This window comes from Allopusillimonas soli (assembly GCF_004153445.1).
Lineage (GTDB): Bacteria > Pseudomonadota > Gammaproteobacteria > Burkholderiales > Burkholderiaceae_B > Allopusillimonas > Allopusillimonas soli.
This window is the reverse complement of sequence record NZ_SDQC01000001.1, coordinates 820704-837189: the sequence shown is the minus strand read 5'-3', so window position 1 is coordinate 837189 and position 16486 is coordinate 820704. Positions and strand designations below refer to the sequence as shown.

General features: G+C 60.6%; 17 protein-coding genes. 6 read left to right on the top strand and 11 right to left on the bottom strand.

The genetic code is table 11. The features are described from left to right. Positions 1-42: 42 nt before the first annotated feature. A complete protein-coding gene (locus ERD78_RS03930; protein ID WP_129967929.1) occupies positions 43-951 on the bottom strand; it encodes a LysR substrate-binding domain-containing protein in 909 nt (302 codons plus the stop codon). A 223-nt stretch (positions 952-1174) separates the two neighbouring features. Here ERD78_RS03930 and ERD78_RS03925 point away from each other — a divergent pair, with 223 nt between their 5' ends. Together ERD78_RS03925 and ERD78_RS03920 are read left to right on the top strand one after the other, a co-directional pair. Next, the gene (locus ERD78_RS03925) at positions 1175-1957 is read left to right on the top strand and encodes an enoyl-CoA hydratase/isomerase family protein (RefSeq protein WP_129967928.1); all 783 of its coding nucleotides are present in this window, start codon (positions 1175-1177) and stop codon (positions 1955-1957) included. A gap of 24 nt (positions 1958-1981) precedes the next feature. Next, a complete protein-coding gene (locus ERD78_RS03920; protein ID WP_129967927.1) occupies positions 1982-2758 on the top strand; it encodes an SDR family NAD(P)-dependent oxidoreductase in 777 nt (258 codons plus the stop codon). On the opposite strand, the gene ERD78_RS03915 is transcribed toward ERD78_RS03920, so the two are convergent. Beyond that, on the bottom strand, positions 2755-3204 hold the full coding sequence (locus tag ERD78_RS03915) for an HIT family protein (RefSeq protein WP_129967926.1): 450 nt from the start codon (positions 3202-3204) through the stop codon (positions 2755-2757). The genes ERD78_RS03920 and ERD78_RS03915 overlap by 4 nt on opposite strands. 378 nt (positions 3205-3582) lie before the next feature. Between ERD78_RS03915 and ERD78_RS03910 the strand changes: the two genes are divergently transcribed. After that, positions 3583-4524: a 2-hydroxyacid dehydrogenase gene (locus ERD78_RS03910; RefSeq protein WP_167668831.1), complete on the top strand. Its 942-nt coding sequence runs from the start codon at positions 3583-3585 to the stop codon at positions 4522-4524. A gap of 71 nt (positions 4525-4595) precedes the next feature. On the opposite strand, the gene ERD78_RS03905 is transcribed toward ERD78_RS03910, so the two are convergent. Genes ERD78_RS03905 through ERD78_RS03870 form a run of 8 tightly spaced genes read right to left on the bottom strand, consistent with a single transcriptional unit; the run spans position 4596 to position 12601 of the window. Continuing rightward, a complete protein-coding gene (locus tag ERD78_RS03905) occupies positions 4596-5297 on the bottom strand; it encodes an ABC transporter ATP-binding protein (RefSeq protein WP_129967924.1) in 702 nt (233 codons plus the stop codon). Then, positions 5294-6004 (bottom strand): ABC transporter ATP-binding protein, encoded by a 711-nt coding sequence (locus ERD78_RS03900; RefSeq protein ID WP_129967923.1) that lies wholly within the window; start codon positions 6002-6004, stop codon positions 5294-5296. The genes ERD78_RS03905 and ERD78_RS03900 overlap by 4 nt, the downstream gene beginning before the upstream one ends. Continuing rightward, positions 5991-6941 carry a branched-chain amino acid ABC transporter permease gene (locus ERD78_RS03895; RefSeq protein ID WP_129967922.1) on the bottom strand — a complete coding sequence of 317 codons (951 nt, stop codon included), beginning with the start codon at positions 6939-6941 and terminating at the stop codon, positions 5991-5993. Before ERD78_RS03895 ends, ERD78_RS03900 begins: the two co-directional genes overlap by 14 nt. After that, the gene (locus tag ERD78_RS03890; RefSeq protein WP_129967921.1) at positions 6938-7810 is read right to left on the bottom strand and encodes a branched-chain amino acid ABC transporter permease; all 873 of its coding nucleotides are present in this window, start codon (positions 7808-7810) and stop codon (positions 6938-6940) included. The genes ERD78_RS03895 and ERD78_RS03890 overlap by 4 nt, the downstream gene beginning before the upstream one ends. A 15-nt stretch (positions 7811-7825) precedes the next feature. Further along, a complete protein-coding gene (locus ERD78_RS03885) occupies positions 7826-8998 on the bottom strand; it encodes an ABC transporter substrate-binding protein (RefSeq protein WP_129967920.1) in 1173 nt (390 codons plus the stop codon). A gap of 12 nt (positions 8999-9010) precedes the next feature. After that, positions 9011-10621: a class I adenylate-forming enzyme family protein gene (locus tag ERD78_RS03880; RefSeq protein ID WP_129967919.1), complete on the bottom strand. Its 1611-nt coding sequence runs from the start codon at positions 10619-10621 to the stop codon at positions 9011-9013. After that, a complete protein-coding gene (locus ERD78_RS03875) occupies positions 10618-11775 on the bottom strand; it encodes an acyl-CoA dehydrogenase family protein (RefSeq protein ID WP_129967918.1) in 1158 nt (385 codons plus the stop codon). Before ERD78_RS03875 ends, ERD78_RS03880 begins: the two co-directional genes overlap by 4 nt. A gap of 43 nt (positions 11776-11818) precedes the next feature. Then, entirely contained in the window at positions 11819-12601 is a 783-nt protein-coding gene (locus ERD78_RS03870; protein WP_209019938.1) for an IclR family transcriptional regulator, read from the bottom strand. Positions 12602-12824: 223 nt separating this feature from the next. On the opposite strand from ERD78_RS03870, the gene ERD78_RS03865 reads away from it, so the two are divergent. Together ERD78_RS03865 and ERD78_RS03860 are read left to right on the top strand one after the other, a co-directional pair. Next, positions 12825-13478, top strand: coding sequence for a TetR/AcrR family transcriptional regulator (locus ERD78_RS03865; RefSeq protein ID WP_129967916.1), 654 nt, complete (start codon positions 12825-12827; stop codon positions 13476-13478). After that, entirely contained in the window at positions 13465-14658 is a 1194-nt protein-coding gene (locus tag ERD78_RS03860) for a YbfB/YjiJ family MFS transporter (protein ID WP_129967915.1), read from the top strand. The genes ERD78_RS03865 and ERD78_RS03860 overlap by 14 nt, the downstream gene beginning before the upstream one ends. A 41-nt stretch (positions 14659-14699) precedes the next feature. Here ERD78_RS03860 and ERD78_RS03855 read toward each other — a convergent pair whose 3' ends face one another. Continuing rightward, entirely contained in the window at positions 14700-14912 is a 213-nt protein-coding gene (locus ERD78_RS03855; RefSeq protein ID WP_129967914.1) for a hypothetical protein, read from the bottom strand. A gap of 85 nt (positions 14913-14997) precedes the next feature. Here ERD78_RS03855 and ERD78_RS03850 point away from each other — a divergent pair, with 85 nt between their 5' ends. After that, positions 14998-16473, top strand: a complete 1476-nt coding sequence (locus tag ERD78_RS03850; protein ID WP_129967913.1) for a M20 family metallopeptidase — start codon at positions 14998-15000, stop codon at positions 16471-16473. Positions 16474-16486: the final 13 nt, after the last annotated feature.

Below are 16486 nucleotides of genomic sequence, written 5' to 3'. Positions count from 1 at the left end.
TCAGGCATCCGCCTTTTTGTGCAAATCGTCAGCGGGACGCAATTATGTACGCTGCGTGGACACCATGCCGCGAAAATGCCTGCCCGCCATTGTTTCCGTTTCCTGATCGAAGGCGAGCGCCCAGCCGATGGGCTGCGATCGTGTGAGTTCGGGGATGCTGCGATACTGAATCCGCGTGCTCTGGTACTTTCTCATGACCGATGGAATGAGTGCGACGCCCAGGCCGCTTTCCACAAGCGCCAGCACAGTCTGTATCTGGACGGCCTCCTGTTTCACGCTGGGCATGAAGCCTGCGCGCTGGCAGGCGGCCATGGCGGAAGCATGCAGGCCGGCCGCATCGGCGGCGGAATACATGACGAAGTGTTCGTCGGCCAGTTCCGATAGCCTCAGCCGCGGCTTGTGCGCCCAGGGATTGTCCACAGGCAACGCCACCACGAAGCAGTCGCGATCCAGCTCCAGAAGCGAAACGTTTGAATGCTGCAGCAGCGGCGTACGGACCAGGCCTAGATTGAGTTCTTCCTGTTCGATCATTTGAAGGATGCGGCTGGAGGTGGCTTCACGCAGCTCCAATTCCACACGCGGATGCTCGGTGCGGAAACGCGGCACCAGCTTCTGCAGCAACCCAAAACTGGTGGAACCCACAAAGCCCACGCGCAATATGCCCCCCACGCCTCTTTCAGTGTTGTGCACCAGATCGACAAACTGCTCGGCATGAAACAGAATACGGTACGCCTCCTGCAGTGCGGCCTGGCCGCTGTGCGTCAATGACACGCCCCGGGGTTCGCGAATGAACAACTGGGTGCCCAGCTCTTGCTCGAGCTTGCGAATGGAAACGGTGAGCGCGGGCTGCACGATGTGCAGGTCTTGTGCTGCGCGAGTGAAATTGAGGCGCTCGGCGAGTGCGACGAAGTGTCGGATGCGGCGCAGATCGACCGAGCGTATGGGATCCATTGTATTGATACTGGAAATGGCAAAGGGCCTGGATTACATGAAGCGATAGCAAATGGTTATGGATTTTACGCGATAATGTATTGGACGCCCGTCCGCCGAATTGCGTACGCTTTCCACAGCGCGCATCGGCATGCTCAAGGCCGCCGGGCTCGCTGCGCAAGCGCACATGCTGGCGGCCCGATGCTCGGTCACGCCGCAGACCAGAACAACAAATGAGAGAGACATGACACTGAATCTGACACGGGAGGGCGCAACCGCCGTCCTCACCATGAATCGTCCTGCGCAGCGCAACGCTTTGAGTCCCGATCTGCGCGCTGCCTTTCTTGATGCATTCCAGTCGATACGCGATGACGATGCGGTCAAGGCGGTAGTGCTCACGGGAAGCGGCGGGCACTTCTGTGCGGGCGGTGACATCAAGGCGATGGCCCAGGCGCGCGAGCAAGGAGCCGACGCGTTCAGCGGCCGTCAGCGCCTGTTGAAGATGCAGCGCTGGTTCGACATGCTGGTCGATCTGGAGAAGCCGGTAATCACCGCCATTGAGGGGAGCGCCTTCGGTGCGGGCCTCTCCCTGGCGCTCGCCGGCGATTACGCGATGGCGGCGCCAAGCGCCACATTCTGTGCGGTTTTCGCGCGGATCGGCTATGTGCCCGACCTGCTGGGCATGTATCTGTTGCCACGCGCGGTAGGGTTGGCGCGGGCCAAGGAAATGGTGTTCACCGCGCGCGTGTGCAATGCCGAAGAAGCACTTGCGATGGGGTTGATCCAGGAAATTTGCGAGGGCGATGTTGTGGAAGCGGCGCTTGCCAGGGCAGCGCGTTTCCATGCAGCGCCCACCCAGGCCATCGGATTGGCCAAGACGATCATGAACCGTGCCTACGAATCAGACCGGGAAGCCGTCTACGCGAAGGAGGCTATGGCCCAGGCACTTTGCGGACAGAGCGGCTACCATCAGGAGGCCGCGCGACGCTTCATCGAGAAGCAGCCCCCCGTCTATAACTGGAAATAAACAACGAGAGCGAGGATAGTTGCTATGGACAATGGCGCATTTCAAATGAATGGCCGCAGCATCATTGTGACGGGTGCGGGACAAGGCATCGGCCGCGCGGTCGCGGAAAGAGTGCTCGGCCTGGGAGGGCGCGTCATCGCGGTCGACATGAACCCGGATACGCTGGCACAACTGCAGCGCGATCACGACGCGTCCCGCTTGTTGGCCGTCCCGGGCGATGTATCGGACCCGGCATTCGCCCCTGAGGTCGTGGACAAGGCGATCGAGCAGTTCGGGGACGTCGATGGCCTGGTCAACAATGCCGGCATCATACGCCCCGCCATGATCGAAAAAATGTCCGTGGCCGACTGGAACAAGGTGCTGGATGTGCATCTGGGCGGTTCTTTTCATTTTCTGCAGGCGACGGGGCGCCATATGTTGCAGCGAGCAAAGGAAACAGGTGCATCGCGTGCAAGTATCGTCAATATCAGCTCGGATGCGGGGCGGCGCGGCACCATAGGGCAGATCAACTACGGCGTGGCGAAATCAGGCGTGCTGGGCATGACCATGAGCGCGGCGCGTGAATGGGGGCGGTATGGCATACGCATCAACTCCATTGGCTTTGGCGTCATTGAGACGCCCATGACTGAAACCATACGCGGCGACAAGTTTCGCGATACTTATCTGTCGCAAATTCCATTGGGACGTTTCGGCAAACCGGAGGAGGTGGCTTGGCCGGTGTGCTTCCTATTGTCGGAGGCGTCTTCGTATATTACCGGCCAGCACATCTTCGCCAATGGCGGCATGGTGATCGGCGTCTAGCCGGCTCCCTGCGCCAGCGCCGCGCGGAGAGCGGCGGCCTCTTTGGCCAGATCTTCGCGGCTGGATTGCGGGGCCGGCCGGAAGGTCACGTCCTTCTGCTCCATGTACTGAATGGACGTAATATCCTTGGCTGAAAACAGCGGCACGACATGCGCATGCGCATGATCGATATCGGTTCCGGTAAATACAAAGCCAACGCGTTCGCAGCCATAGTGCGCTTTCATGGCTCGCGCCAGCACCTGCCCCGACTGCAGGATGCCTGTCGCCAGATCGGCAGGCAGATCATCGAAGTAGGGGTAGTGCTTGCGTGGAATGATCAGCACATGCCCCGGACGTATGGGCCGGACATCAAGAAAGGCAAGCAGGTCGGGGGTCTCGTGCACAATGGTGGCGGGAATGCTTCCCTTCCCGATGGCGCAGAACAGGCATGGTGTCTCCGGTGACATGTCTCGGTATCCTTGTTATGGGCGCGTCTTCCATTGCGGCGCGTTTCATGAATCACCGCGTATCATAGCGTGAGGCGTCCGGCGAGGGCCCGGATAGGGGCGACATGGCCCCGCCCGGGCGTGGTTGACATGCAGGGCGTAGTGAATAATAGTTCTTCCAGAGATGTTGCCGTGCTTATCCATAAGAAGGCGGCAAGCCGACCGAGGCAGTGATGCTGCCGGCGACGAAAGGTTGAAACAAGGAGGCAAGCACCAGATGGACGACAACGGCAAACAGCGCAGGCGAGGCTGTGCATACACGGTGGACGACATGCCACGGTACATGCTGCGGGTTGTGGCTGAGGTCTGCGCCGGCATGATGCCAAGCGGAGAATGACCATGGCGCAATGTGAAGTCGTTCAGCTTGTATCGATCAGCCCCCGCTTCGACACAGAGCTTGTAAGGCGCTATGGCGCGTTGCCCTTGTTCGATAAGCATTCGGCGACCGATGTGCCGCCGGAGGCCGGCACGGCACGGGTTCTGGTGACCACGGCGCGCGCCGGTTTTGACCGAGGTCTCATTGACCGTCTGCCCGCCCTGCAGGCTGTGTGCAGCTGGGGTGTGGGCTATGACACGCTCGATATCGATGCGGCCGCCGAGCGAGGCATCGCGGTGAGCAATACGCCCGATGTGCTGGATGATTGCGTGGCTGACCTTGCGTGGGCACTGCTGCTTGCGGTGGCCCGCAAGGTGGCGCAAGCCGATCACTATGTAAAGGCGGGGCGGTGGCGTGACATGGGAGGCTTTCCCCAGGCCATGCGAGTGTCGGGCAAACGCCTGGGAATACTGGGCATGGGCCGCATAGGCCGCGCCATTGCCAAGCGCGCAGCGGGGTTCAGCATGGATATCGGCTATCACAATCGACGCGCCCATCCGGAAGCCGCTGGCCGCTATTTCGACAAGCTGACCGATCTTGCGGACTGGTGCGATTTCCTTGTTGTCGCTTGCCCTGGCGGTCCGCAAACACGCCATCTTGTTGATGCACAAGTGCTGCGTGCTCTGGGGTCTGAGGGTATTCTGATCAATATCGCCAGGGGTTCGATTATCGATGAACAGGCGCTGGAAGCCGCGTTGCGCGATGGCGTCCTGGGCGGTGCCGGTCTGGATGTGCTTGAGAGCGAGCCGGTGATGCCCGCTTCATTCCGCGGCATGGATCATCTTGTGCTGACGCCCCACATAGGCAGCGCTACCCGGGACACCCGCGGGGATATGGAGGATCTGGTGCTGGCCAATGTCGAGGCCTGGCTGGCCAAGGGCTGCCTGCTGACACCGGTGAGGTAGCGCGGCGAGGCCATGCCAGGAGTCCGGCCCGCACAGCGGGCCGGATTCAGGCGGCAGGGGCGCTGTTGCGTTTAATGTGCAAAGTACAAATCGTGCAGGCGTTCCATGTCCACTTCGCTGGCGGGCATGTCCAGGACGACTCTGCCAGTTTGCATGAGATAAACCTGGTCAGCCACGCCCACCGCACGATGTGTGCTCTGTTCTACCAGAATGATGGTGCGGCCTTCATCTTTAAGCCTTGCCAGTGTCTGGAACAGTTCGTTGACGATGACGGGTGCCAGTCCCAATGACGGCTCGTCTATGATCAATACACGCGGGTCCGACATCAGTCCGCGTGCCATGGCAACCATCTGGGCTTCTCCGCCCGACAAGGTGCCGGCAGCCTGCTTGCGGCGCTCGCGCAAGCGGGGAAACATCGCATAGGCGTGTTCCAGCCGCGTCTTGGCCTCTGCGCGCTTGCTGCGGGGAAAGGCGCCGAGCATCAGGTTTTCCTCGACGGTCATGTCCTTGAATATCATCCTGCCTTCGGGAATCATAACCATGCCCAGGCCGGGCATATCCCAGGTAGGCGTGCCTGCCAGGGCCTGGCCATCCAAAGTAATGGTTCCCGCCGACGCCGGCACAATCCCCATGATGGTTCTGAGCAGCGTCGTCTTGCCCGCGCCGTTCGGCCCGATGATGGTTGTCAGCTTTCCTTTGGGCACGCTCAGGGATACATCCCACAGAATATTGATGGATCCATAGCCTGCGCGCACATCGCGGATCTCTATCATGTCTGGCCTCCTGTATAGCTGCGCACGACCTCGGGATCATTGAATACATCGTCGGGCGTGCCCAGTGCTATCAGATGGCCAAAGTCCAGTGCGGCAACGCGATTGCATAATTGGCCAATTGTCTCGATATCGTGCTCGATGATGACGATGCCCACCTGGAAACGCGCATGCAGATCCCGCAGCATGCCAACGAAACGGCGCTTGCCGGCAGTTTCGAGTCCGGCAAGCACCTCATCCAGAAGAAGCAGCTTGGGCTTGGTGCAAAGGGCTTTGGCAATCTCCAATGCCTTCAATTCAGTGAGCGCCAGCTCGGTCGCCGCATTGCGTTGCGCCAGTGCGGCCAGGCCCGTGAAGTCCAGCACTTGCGCAATCTGCTCATCGTCGGTGCGGCCTGTGGAGAAGCGCTGCGCAACCACCAGGTTTTCGCGTACAGTCAGCTCGGCCAGGGGCTGCGGGATCTGGAATGTGCGTCCGATGCCCAGGCGCGCGCGCCGATGCAGCGGCATGCGCGACAGGTCTGCATCCTGAAAACGTATACTGCCGGACGTGGGGCGGACGAGACCCGAGATTGCGTTGAACAGCGTCGTCTTCCCTGCGCCGTTGGGCCCCACCAGCCCCAGCACCTCATTGCGATGTGCGGTCAGCGTCACGGCATCGACAGCAGTCAGTGCGCCGAAGCGAATCGTCATGTCGTCAAGCTGAAGCATGATTCCTCCGGTTTGCCAGCAGGGGAAGCAGGCCGCGCGGGCTGAATATGATCATGGCTACCAGCAGCGCGCCCAGTATCAGTTGGTGGCCGGATGGAATCAGACTCTTGAATACGAGCTGATCGACCAGATAGACCACGAGAGCGCCCAGCAGGGGGCCGACCACAGTGCGATAGCCGCCGAAAATCGCGGCAATGATGGGCAGTGTTATCCATACCCCGTTAAAGGCGTAGTCCGGTTCCAGAAAGTTGATGTAATGCGCATTGAACGCACCGACGACGCCCGTCATGAAGGCCGATACGAACAGCATCATGGCCTTGAGCAGCGTGCTGTTCACGCCCAGCACGCGGGTGGCGTCCTCGGTCTCGTGCATGGCCCTGAGCGCAATACCGTAATGGCTGCGACGTATTGCGCCATAACACAGTACAAAGACAAGCAGTATCGTCAGTATGATGAGATAGTTGCCGGTCTTGCCTGCAAGGTCCAGGCCCAGCACATGAGGGAAGCGCGGTATGCTCGATATACCGCCCGATCCGCCGGTCATGGACGACCATTCCGTGGCGACGATCTTGAATATATGGGCATAGGCTAGTATGGCCAAGGCAAAGTAGGGACCGCGAAGCCGCAACACGGGCAGCATGACAATGGACGCGATGGTGGCGCCAAGACCGCCCAGCAGCATGGCTGCCAGCACCGGGACCCCTGCCTTCATGGTAAGGATGGCAGATACATACGCGCCCACGCCGAAGAAGGCCGAATGGCCGAAACTGACCATGCCGCCAAGGTTTCCGAGCAGGGCCCAGGCAAGCGCGACGCCGCCCACGACCAGCGATGCGGTGATCAGGCTCATGATGTAATGGCTGTCGCCCACTATCAATGGAACAGCCACATAGGCAGCTATGATCGCTGCCGTGATGCTTAGTGTGCGTGCAATCATCCGCGCCTCCCCGCTGAGCCGAACAGGCCGTTAGGCATAACAAATAACACCAGAAGAAACAGCACCATTCCAGTCAGCTCCTGCAGTGCGGAGCTGGCCAGCGTTACCGTCAATGCCTCGGTAACGCCAAGCAGCAAGGCGCCGACCAGCACGCCGGGAATGGATCCGATGCCGGCCAGGACGGTGATGATGAAGGCCTTGATTGTCAGTACGTGTCCGAGCGAAGGCTGGATCACGCCGTAGCTGAATATGGCCACGCCCGCGAATGAAGCCAGCAGCCCAGCAATGATGAAGGACACCAGCTCGGTTCGCCTCGGGTTGATGCCCATCAGCGATGCTGCGGCCCGATTGCCCGCGACGGCGCGCACCGCCCGTCCATACCAGCTGCGCGAGAGCCACCACCATACTCCGCCCATCAACAAGATGCTAATGCCGAAGAACAGGGGTTCGCTGCGCATGCTGAACAGCGGCCCGATCACAATGGCATCCAGCAGCCAGGATGACGACGTGGAGCGGATGTCGGCGGACCAGATGAGGAGGATCAGATTGGTGAGAATGACACCGATTCCGTAGGTCAGAATAAGCGAGTTGAGTTCTCTGTCCGATTTGATCAGGCTAACCAGGTAATACATGATCGCCGCTGAAAGACACACAACAATCAAGGCCAACGGTATCGCCAGCATGGGGTTCAGCCCCGTTGACGATTCAAATGTATAGGCAACGTATGCAGCGAGCAGCACCAGTTCGCCGTGCGCCAGGTTGATGATCTTCATGGTGCCGAAGACCAGCGCCAGTCCGAGGGCGATCAGAGCATATGAGCCGCCCTGAAGCACCCCGGAATAGAGCGCCTGCAGAATAAGTTCCAGCATGTAGGAATAGTCCGTTTATTTCCAGGGGACGCCCGGGTATTGCATGGGCGCGGTGGCGTCTTCCTTGGGCCAGACAATTTCTATTTTCTTGCCCTGATGCTGTCCCATGTGGTGCGTGAAATTCAGGTTGTCGCCGTTGGTGAATTGCACGCGCCCAATCAATGTCTTGGCATCCGTGGCGGCAAGCTCCTGGGCGATACCTCCCTTGTCCGCGGTGCCTTTGTCTGCAGCGCGGGCGATGGCATTGAAGAGCAGCATGGATTGCACATAGCCGAATTGGCCGAGATAGTCTGGATCCTTGTCGAACAGTTTTTTATAGGTGTCGTGGAAGGCCTTGCCTTCTTCGGTGGTGAAAGTGGCTGGATAGGGAAGCAGCGCCGTACCATATACCTTCGGCATCAGATCCGGGAAGTCGGCAGCCATCTTGGGCGTCGCAAGCGACCAGACGCCCACCAACGCCTTGACATCCGGCTTGAGAACCTTGGCGGCACGCAGTATGCCGATATAGTCGTTCTCGTAACCCACCATCAGTATCACGTCAGGCCTGTCCTGCAGCCGCACTTTGTTCACGATGGGCTTGAAATCGGAGATGCCGGGGTCAAAGGCATGCATGGCCACTTTCAGGCCCTTGGCCTCCAGGTCCTTCTGGACATCCTGTGCAAGATGCTGCGTGGCTTCCTTGGTGGAGTAGATCATGGAGGCGGACTTGGCCTGCATCGCCTGCAAGACGCCGACCATCGCTTTCTCGTAGCCCGCCGTGTTGTTGATGCGGAAAAATGTCTTGTATCCGCGCTGAACCAGACCGTTGGCCACACCGCCCGACGTGATGTATGGCAGGCCGAGCTTGTTGGCCGCATCGGACGCCGGGCCGATAATATTTGAGCCATAACCGCCGGTGAAGGCGACGACACCTTCCGAGGCGAGTTTTTCCACGGCGGCCACGGCCTTGGCCGGGGATGACTCGTCATCCTGCGTCAATAGCTTGACTGTATGCTTGCCGTTGGTCTTGTTGAACACCTCGACCGCGACCTGTATGCCTTCGTGCATGCCGTGCCCAACCCTGGCCAGCGGGCCTGTCAATGGCTCTTGTTCGCCGACCAGGAATTCGTCGGCGAGGGCTGACGGCGCATGCAGCGAGAGCGCGAGTGCCGCAACCAGTGCCAGTCGTTTGTATCCTTGTGGTTTCATCTTGCTTGTCTCCTAGGTTTGATGATTATTCGCGCCTGTCATTGGCGCCTCCGGATGCCGCAGGCGCTGCGCCATCTGCTTCAGCTCATGTTTGAGTATCTTGCCCGTAGATGCGGCAGGCATGGTCTGCATGACAACGATCAGCGAAGGCCGCTTGTATGGCGACAGCTTTTGTTCCAGCCACGCGTCCAGCACCCGGGTATCAAGTCCGTTGCTGTCGGGATCCAATTCAACGAAGGCCACGACCTCTTCGTTTCCCTCATCGGCCGGACATCCCACTACAGCGGACTGCACGACCGCGGGGTGCGCGTTGAGCGCCGCTTCGACTTCCACCGGGTAGACGTTAAAGCCCGACCGGATAATCAGCTCCTTGCTGCGGCCTATGATGAACAGCGCGCCATCGCTGTCCAAGCGAGCCATGTCTCCCGTGCCAAGCCAACCGCCTTCATGGATGGTGTCGAGCGTGAGTGCCGGATCCCGGTAATATCCCTTCATGATGTTGGGACCACGGACCCACAGTTCGCCGGCCTCGCCTGCTGGCGCCTCCCGGCCCGACTTGTCGACCACGCGAATTTGCACACCAGGCACCACCGGGCCTACCGATGTGTCGTCACGCGGCGCCTCCATGCGGGTCTGGCTTACGGTAGGCGAGGTTTCCGTTTGCCCATAGCCATTGTGCAATGTGCGCCCGAAGAGCGCTTCGACATTGTGCTTGAGGGTCATGTCCAGCGGTGAGCCGCCGGCATAAATGAACCGCAGGGCGGAATCGGCTGGCTGCCAGTCGCCGCGATCCGATTCCAGTAGACGCGCATACATGGCGGGAACGCCCTGCAGCATGGTGATGCCTTCGTGGCTGATGGCATGCATCAGCGTGTCCGGTCTGTATCTCGCGGCAAGATACAGGCTCGCGCCCGCATACAGCGTAGCCATCAGCATGGAGGCCAGCCCGAATACATGAGTAATCGGCAAGACCCCGTAGGCGCGGTCCGTGGCGGTCATCCCGCGCACGCCGCTGGAGGTCGCGGCAATGAACAGCAGGTTGCGGTGCGTCAGCATGACGCCCTTGGGCTTGCCTGTGGTGCCGCTTGTATAGATAAGCGCCGCCACCTGGTCCTTGCTCTCGGCGTGCACAGGCTCAGGCTCGCATTGTGCATCCAGACGGCCTGCACGCAGCTCGCAGGCCGGAATGTCGGGCATGTCGGGCAGCATGAAGCGCGCCGCGCCGTCGCGCTCTGCGTGCCCGCCGGCTTCGACCGAAATGCCTGTGGTGTAGAAGCAGAGCCTGGGTTGGCAGTGGCTGCGGATGTTATCAAGTTCAGCTGCTGTCAAGCGCGCGTTGACGTTCACTACCCAGGCGTCCAGCCGCATGACGGCAAAAAGAAGCACCACCTGGGCTATGCAGTTTTCCGCCACAATCATCACCCGGTCGCCCGGGCGCACGCCTTGTTCACGCAACAGCGTGCTGGCATTGTCGATGGCGGCGGACAACCGTCCGTACCGGATCGCATGGCCGTCCTGGACCAGTGCCGTCCCGTCTGGCGTTTCCTTCGCCCAGCGCCGGACGATGTCCGGCAGCCGGGCAGGCAGCGCACGCAGCAGTGCTGCCTCCTGTGCCTGGGTCATTGGCCGCGCGCCTCGCGTATCATGTTGCGAGCGATGACCAGTTGCTGGATCTGGGTGGTGCCCTCGTAGATGCGGAACAGACGTACATCGCGGTAGAAGCGCTCTATGCCGTAGTCGGACACATAGCCGGCCCCGCCATGGATCTGAACTGCCCTATCCGCGACACGGCCGCACATTTCAGTTGCAAACAGCTTGCAGCATGATGCATGCGTACCTACGTTTTCGCCGGCGTCGCGCCGCCGCGCCGCGTCGATGACCATGCATCGCGCCGCATAGGCCTCGGCCTTGCTGTCGGCCAGCATGGCTTGAATGAGTTGAAAGTCCGCGATGGGCTGGCCGAACTGTTCGCGTTCCATTGCGTAGCGCAAGGTATCGTCGAGCATGCGCTCCGCAACACCGACGCTTACCGCTGCAATATGCAATCTGCCTTTGTCCAGAACTTTCATTGCTGTCTTGAAGCCGACGCCTTCACGTCCGCCGATGAGGTTTTCGGCCGGAACGCGGCAGTTCTCAAGCACCACATCGCAGGTATGCGCACCGCGCTGGCCCATTTTCTTGTCCACTTTCCCCAGAGAGAGGCCTGCGGTATCCGCTTCGACGATGAAGGCGGAGATGCCGCCGCCGCCTTTTTTCTGCGGATCGGTGCGTGCCATGACAGTGAAGATGCCGGCCTCCGGCGCGTTTGTGATGAAACGCTTGGTGCCGTTGAGCACGTAGTGGTCGCCATCGCGCACGGCGGTGGTTCTCAGCGAGGCGGCATCGGAGCCCGCGCCCGGTTCGGTCAGCGCGAATGACCCGATGATTTCTCCTGACGCCAGGCGAGGCAGATACTTGGCCTTCTGTTCGGGCGTGCCGTCGATGACAATGCCTTGCGCGCCGATGCCGTTGTTTGTCCCAATGAGCGAGCGGAATGCCGGCGACGTTTTGGCGATCTCGAAAGCAAACAGCACCTCCTCTTCCATGGTCAGATCCAGGCCGCCGTACTGCTCCGGGACCGACAGACCGAACAGCCCGAGGTTGCGCATCTGTGCGACGACCGTCTCCGGAATGGTATCGGTTTCCGCCACCTGCTCTTCGATAGGAACCAGTTGCTCACGCACGAAGCGCGATACCGAATCCAGCAGGATATTCAATGTTTCCTGATCTCGTATCATTTCTTTCCTTATGCCTCAGTATGGATATTGATCCGGCGGCGGTTCATGCAAGGCCGATTCGCGATTCCACGTCGCGCACCAGCTCGGCCAACCTGGGCCCCAGATCGTTTTCGAGCCTGCTGCGAGACAGCAAATAGGCAGGACCGCCGCAGTTGAGCGCCATCTGCTTATCGCCATGCACGGTGCGCAGCGGCACGCCGACGGCGTGAATTTCCGGCTGCCACTCGCCCTGGTTGATGCAGAAACCCTGTTTGGTGTACATGTCCAGCGCCTCGTCGATATCGCGCTGAATCCGCGGCCAGTTATCCGGATCGGTCTTCTGGATGTCCTGCAGGACGGCGGAGCGCTCATGCTGGGATATGCCGCAGATCATGGCCTTGCCCATGGACGTGGTGGCAACCGGTATGCGCGATCCCACGTCCAGCCGCAGCGTGACGCGCGAACTTCCCCGGCAGGTTTCGACATAGATCATGTCGAGCCGATCGCGTACGCCCAGCGACACCGACAGGCTTGAATATTCCGCCAGCTCCTGCATGTAGGACCTGGCCATATTGCGCACGTCCATGTTTGCCAGCAGCGAATAACCCAGGCTGAGCACGCCCGACGCCAAGCCGTACTTGCCCAGGTTTTCCGAGTATTCCAGATAGCCTAGCTTGCACAGGGTGTAGGTGAGACGCGAAACCGTGGGCTTGGGAAATCCTGTCTCCCGTGAGAGCTCGGCATTGGTGAGATGGCTCTTTCCTGGCTGGAAGCAGCGCAGGATGTCCAGCCCGCGCGCCAACGCATTCACGAACTGCCTGTCGCCGCCGTGTTCCGTGCCACCCATATATTGACCTTGCCTCCGTATTGTTGTCTGGCTCGAATCGGCCATTTACATATCGCGACTGAATCGCGGGCTGCGTCATTCTGTCACGGAGATTTTGGCGATGCAAATATTTCGGAATGGCCGTTCGCAATGCGGAACATTAAAAAGCTTTTCATTGTTGTGAATCGGATTTATTATACTGACCAGTCTATATAAGTTTTGCCAGACCCATTGGAGCCTTGTCATGCCTCGTCCGCCCGCATCGCAGCCGTCCGCCAAGAGCCGTATCCTTGCCTGCGCCTCGGATCTGTTCTATCGCAAGGGCATCAACCACGTTGGCATCAATGAAATCATCGAGACCAGCGGCATTGCCCGCATGACGCTCTATCACCATTTCAAATCCAAGAACGACATCGTGGTAGCCGTGCTGGAAGCCCGCATGACTGAACGCCGCGACGCCATCACCCATGCCATTGATGCGGCGAGGTCGCCGCGCGACAAGGTGATGGCGGCATTTGGCTATCTGCGCCAGATAGTGAGCACGCCCGAGTTTCGCGGCTGTGTGTTTATCAATGCCACAGTGGAACTGGCGGATGCGTTGCACCCCGGCGCCGTGTTGTCCGCAGAGCAGAAGCGCAGAATGGCCACATGCTTCGAACAAATTGCTCGGGAGGCGGGCTGGCCGAATCCGGTGGAGTTCGGCCTGCAATGCCAATTGCTGTGGGACGGCGCAATTGCGGGCGCCCAGGTCAACTACAGCGCGGATCCGGTTGGCGATGCATGCAAGGTGCTGGATGCCTTGATCACCGCAAGGGCTTCAGGGGCGTTGAAACGCGGCAACGTCCGGACTGCGCACGACAGCAATAGAAAGAAGGAGTGCGCGCATGCTGCGAGATAATTCTCTTCCCATGGCGTTGCCGCCTGGTCAGACACCTGTCGTTTCTCTTGCAAGAGCCTGGTCGCTGTCCGGGGCCGCAGCGGTCTCGGTGGGGTTTGCGCGCTTCGACTATGCGCTCATTCTGCCCGCCATGAAAGCCGATCTAGGCCTTACCTATGCCCAGGCCGGGTGGTTGAACACGGTCAATGGGCTGGGCTATTTGCTCGGGGCGTTGCTGGCCATCTTGGGCGTAGGGTGGCTGGGCAACCGCCGCCTTTTTATCGGCGGCGTCATCCTGACTACAGCCGCCCTGGTGGCCAACGGCTTGACGCACGACTTCACCTTGCTTGCCGCATGCCGGTTTTTTGCTGGACTGGGCGGCGCCGGCGCATTTATCTGCGGCGCAGTTCTTGCCGGCATACTGGGCGGCCGTGCAATTGCTGTTTTCTTTGGCGGCGCCGGGCTGGGCGTTGCTGCTGGCGGAGCCGTCTTGCCCTGGCTGTTTCATGCTTCAGGGCCGTCGGCCTGGCCCCAGGCCTGGATCATGACGGGCGCCGTATGCGCGGCACTGTCATTCCTGGCCATTCAGGCCGTGGGCGGAATGGCCGAGCCCTCCTCGCGTCGCCTTGATGCCAGTGGATCATGGCGGGGCTGTGTCGCGATTTACCTTGCCTATTGCGTGTTCGGGCTAGGCTACATCGCCTACATGACATTCATGATCGCATGGGTGCGCCAGCATGCGCAGGCATCAGACTGGCTTACGCTGCTTGCCTCCGCCACGTGGGTGGTGCTGGGCGTGGCCGCCATGGCGGCGCCCGCGCTATGGCGCGGTTTGCTTGCCAGGTGCCGCGATGGCCGTGCCATGTCCGCGGCCTTGCTGGTCGTGGTGTTGGGCGCGGCGCTGCCGCTGGCATTGAACGGCGCGACGGGTATCCTGCTATCGGCGCTGCTGGTGGGCGTCAGTGTACTGATCGTGCCTTCGGCCATGACGCATTTCATCAAGGCCAATATGCCGCAGCGGGCCTGGGGCAGTGCCATGGCCATCGCCACCAGCCTGTTCGCGGCGGGCCAATTCATAGGACCGGTGGCCTGTGGCTGGTTGAGTGACTACTACGGCTCTCTTTCGGTGGGGCTGGCGGCATCGGCGATAGTCCTGCTGCTGGCGGCGGTGCTGGCCGCATGGCAAAAGGCGCTGCACTGAAGCCGGAATGGCGGGCGCCATACGGCCTGACGGCATGAGATTCAGGCCAGATTCTCCCTGGCCCATTTTTCACAGTCGATGGCAAGCACCATCATCATGCGGATAATCTCGGCCTCCGGCTTTCCCGCTGCGCGCTGCGCGTCCGCGAATGCGTCCATGCTGGCGTCGGTCGGAAACCAGTCTTTCTCGGGCTGCAGTTCCAGACCGCTCAAATGCTTGATGTTGCCGTTGGGCAATATGTACCAGGTGCTCATTCCCGCGTTGTAACACGAAGACGCCTGCGGTCGTCTGGATGCGAGCGTAAAATCGATGACATCCGTCCATCTGCCAGGAGCTGCCATGAACGCCCGTATCCCCGATAACGCCATCCCGCCCCAGCTCGATCCGGGGCAGGCGCAGGCCTTTGTGGATGAGAAATGGGACAGCGAAATCGTTCCCGCCCTGACCGACTATATTGCAATACCCGCCAAGAGCCCGGCCTATGATCCCGACTGGGAGAAAAACCAGTACATCGAGCGTGTTGTGCGAGATGCCGCGCAGTGGGTGGAGGCCCAGAAGGTATCGGGCATGACCCTGGAGGTCGTGCGATTGCCGGGCCGTACCCCCGTCATCTATTTCGACGCGCCGGCCACGCGCAAGGACAATGGCGATACGGTGCTCATGTATGGCCATCTGGACAAGCAGCCCGAGTTTTCCGGCTGGCGCAGCGGCTTCGGCCCATGGACGCCGCGATACGAGGATGGCAAGCTGTATGGCCGGGGCGGTGCTGATGATGGTTATGCAGTCTATGCATCTCTGACCGCCATTCTTGCGCTGGATCGCCAGGGGGTGCCGCGTCCCCGTTGCGTGGGGCTGATCGAAACCTGTGAAGAGTCGGGCAGCTACGATCTGCTGCCTTATGTCGACGCCCTGCGTGACCGTATGGGCAACGTTGCCCTGGTGGTGTGCCTGGATTCAGGCGCCGGCAACTATGATCAGCTATGGATGACCACCTCCTTGCGCGGCCTGGTCGCGGGCACGTTGGAGGTCCAGGTGCTGGACGAGGGCGTCCATTCGGGTGATTCAAGCGGTGTGGTGGCATCCAGCTTCCGTGTCCTGCGGCATGTGCTCGACCGGCTAGAAGATAGCAAGACGGGGCGCCTGCTGCCCGAGGCTTTTCATTGCGAGATTCCCACCGACCGCGTCGACCAAGCGCGTGCCACAGCCGATATTCTGGGCGATGAGGTGTGGCGCCGCTTTCCCTGGAGCTGTGGCGCCGATGGCAGTTTTGTGCTACCAATGACCACAGATCCCGAGACGGCATTGATCAATCGCACCTGGCGGCCCACGCTTTCTGTGACCGGTGCCGACGGCCTGCCTCCATTGGGCAATGCCGGCAATGTGCTGCGCCCACGCACGGCTTTCAAGCTTTCATTGCGCTTGCCGCCGCTGGTTGAAGCCGCTCCTGCTGCGCAAGCGTTGAAGGCACTGCTTGAAGCCGATGCCCCCTATAACGCCAAGGTTGTTTTCAAGCCCGATCAGGGCGTGGCATCGGGCTGGAATGCGCCCGAGTCGGCACAGTGGCTGGAGCAGGCGCTGGATGCCGCATCGCGCCAGCATTATGGCGCGCCTTGTGGCTACATAGGCCAGGGGGGCACCATCCCTCTCATGAATCTGCTCCAGCAGGGCTTTCCGAAATCTCAGTTCATGGTATGCGGCGTACTCGGGCCGCATTCGAACGCCCATGGGCCCAACGAATTCCTGCACGTGCCCTATGGCAAGAAGCTTACCGCCGCTGTGGCGCAGACAATCGCGGCACTGCCAACGGGGGAGTAAGCCGGCTGGCAGG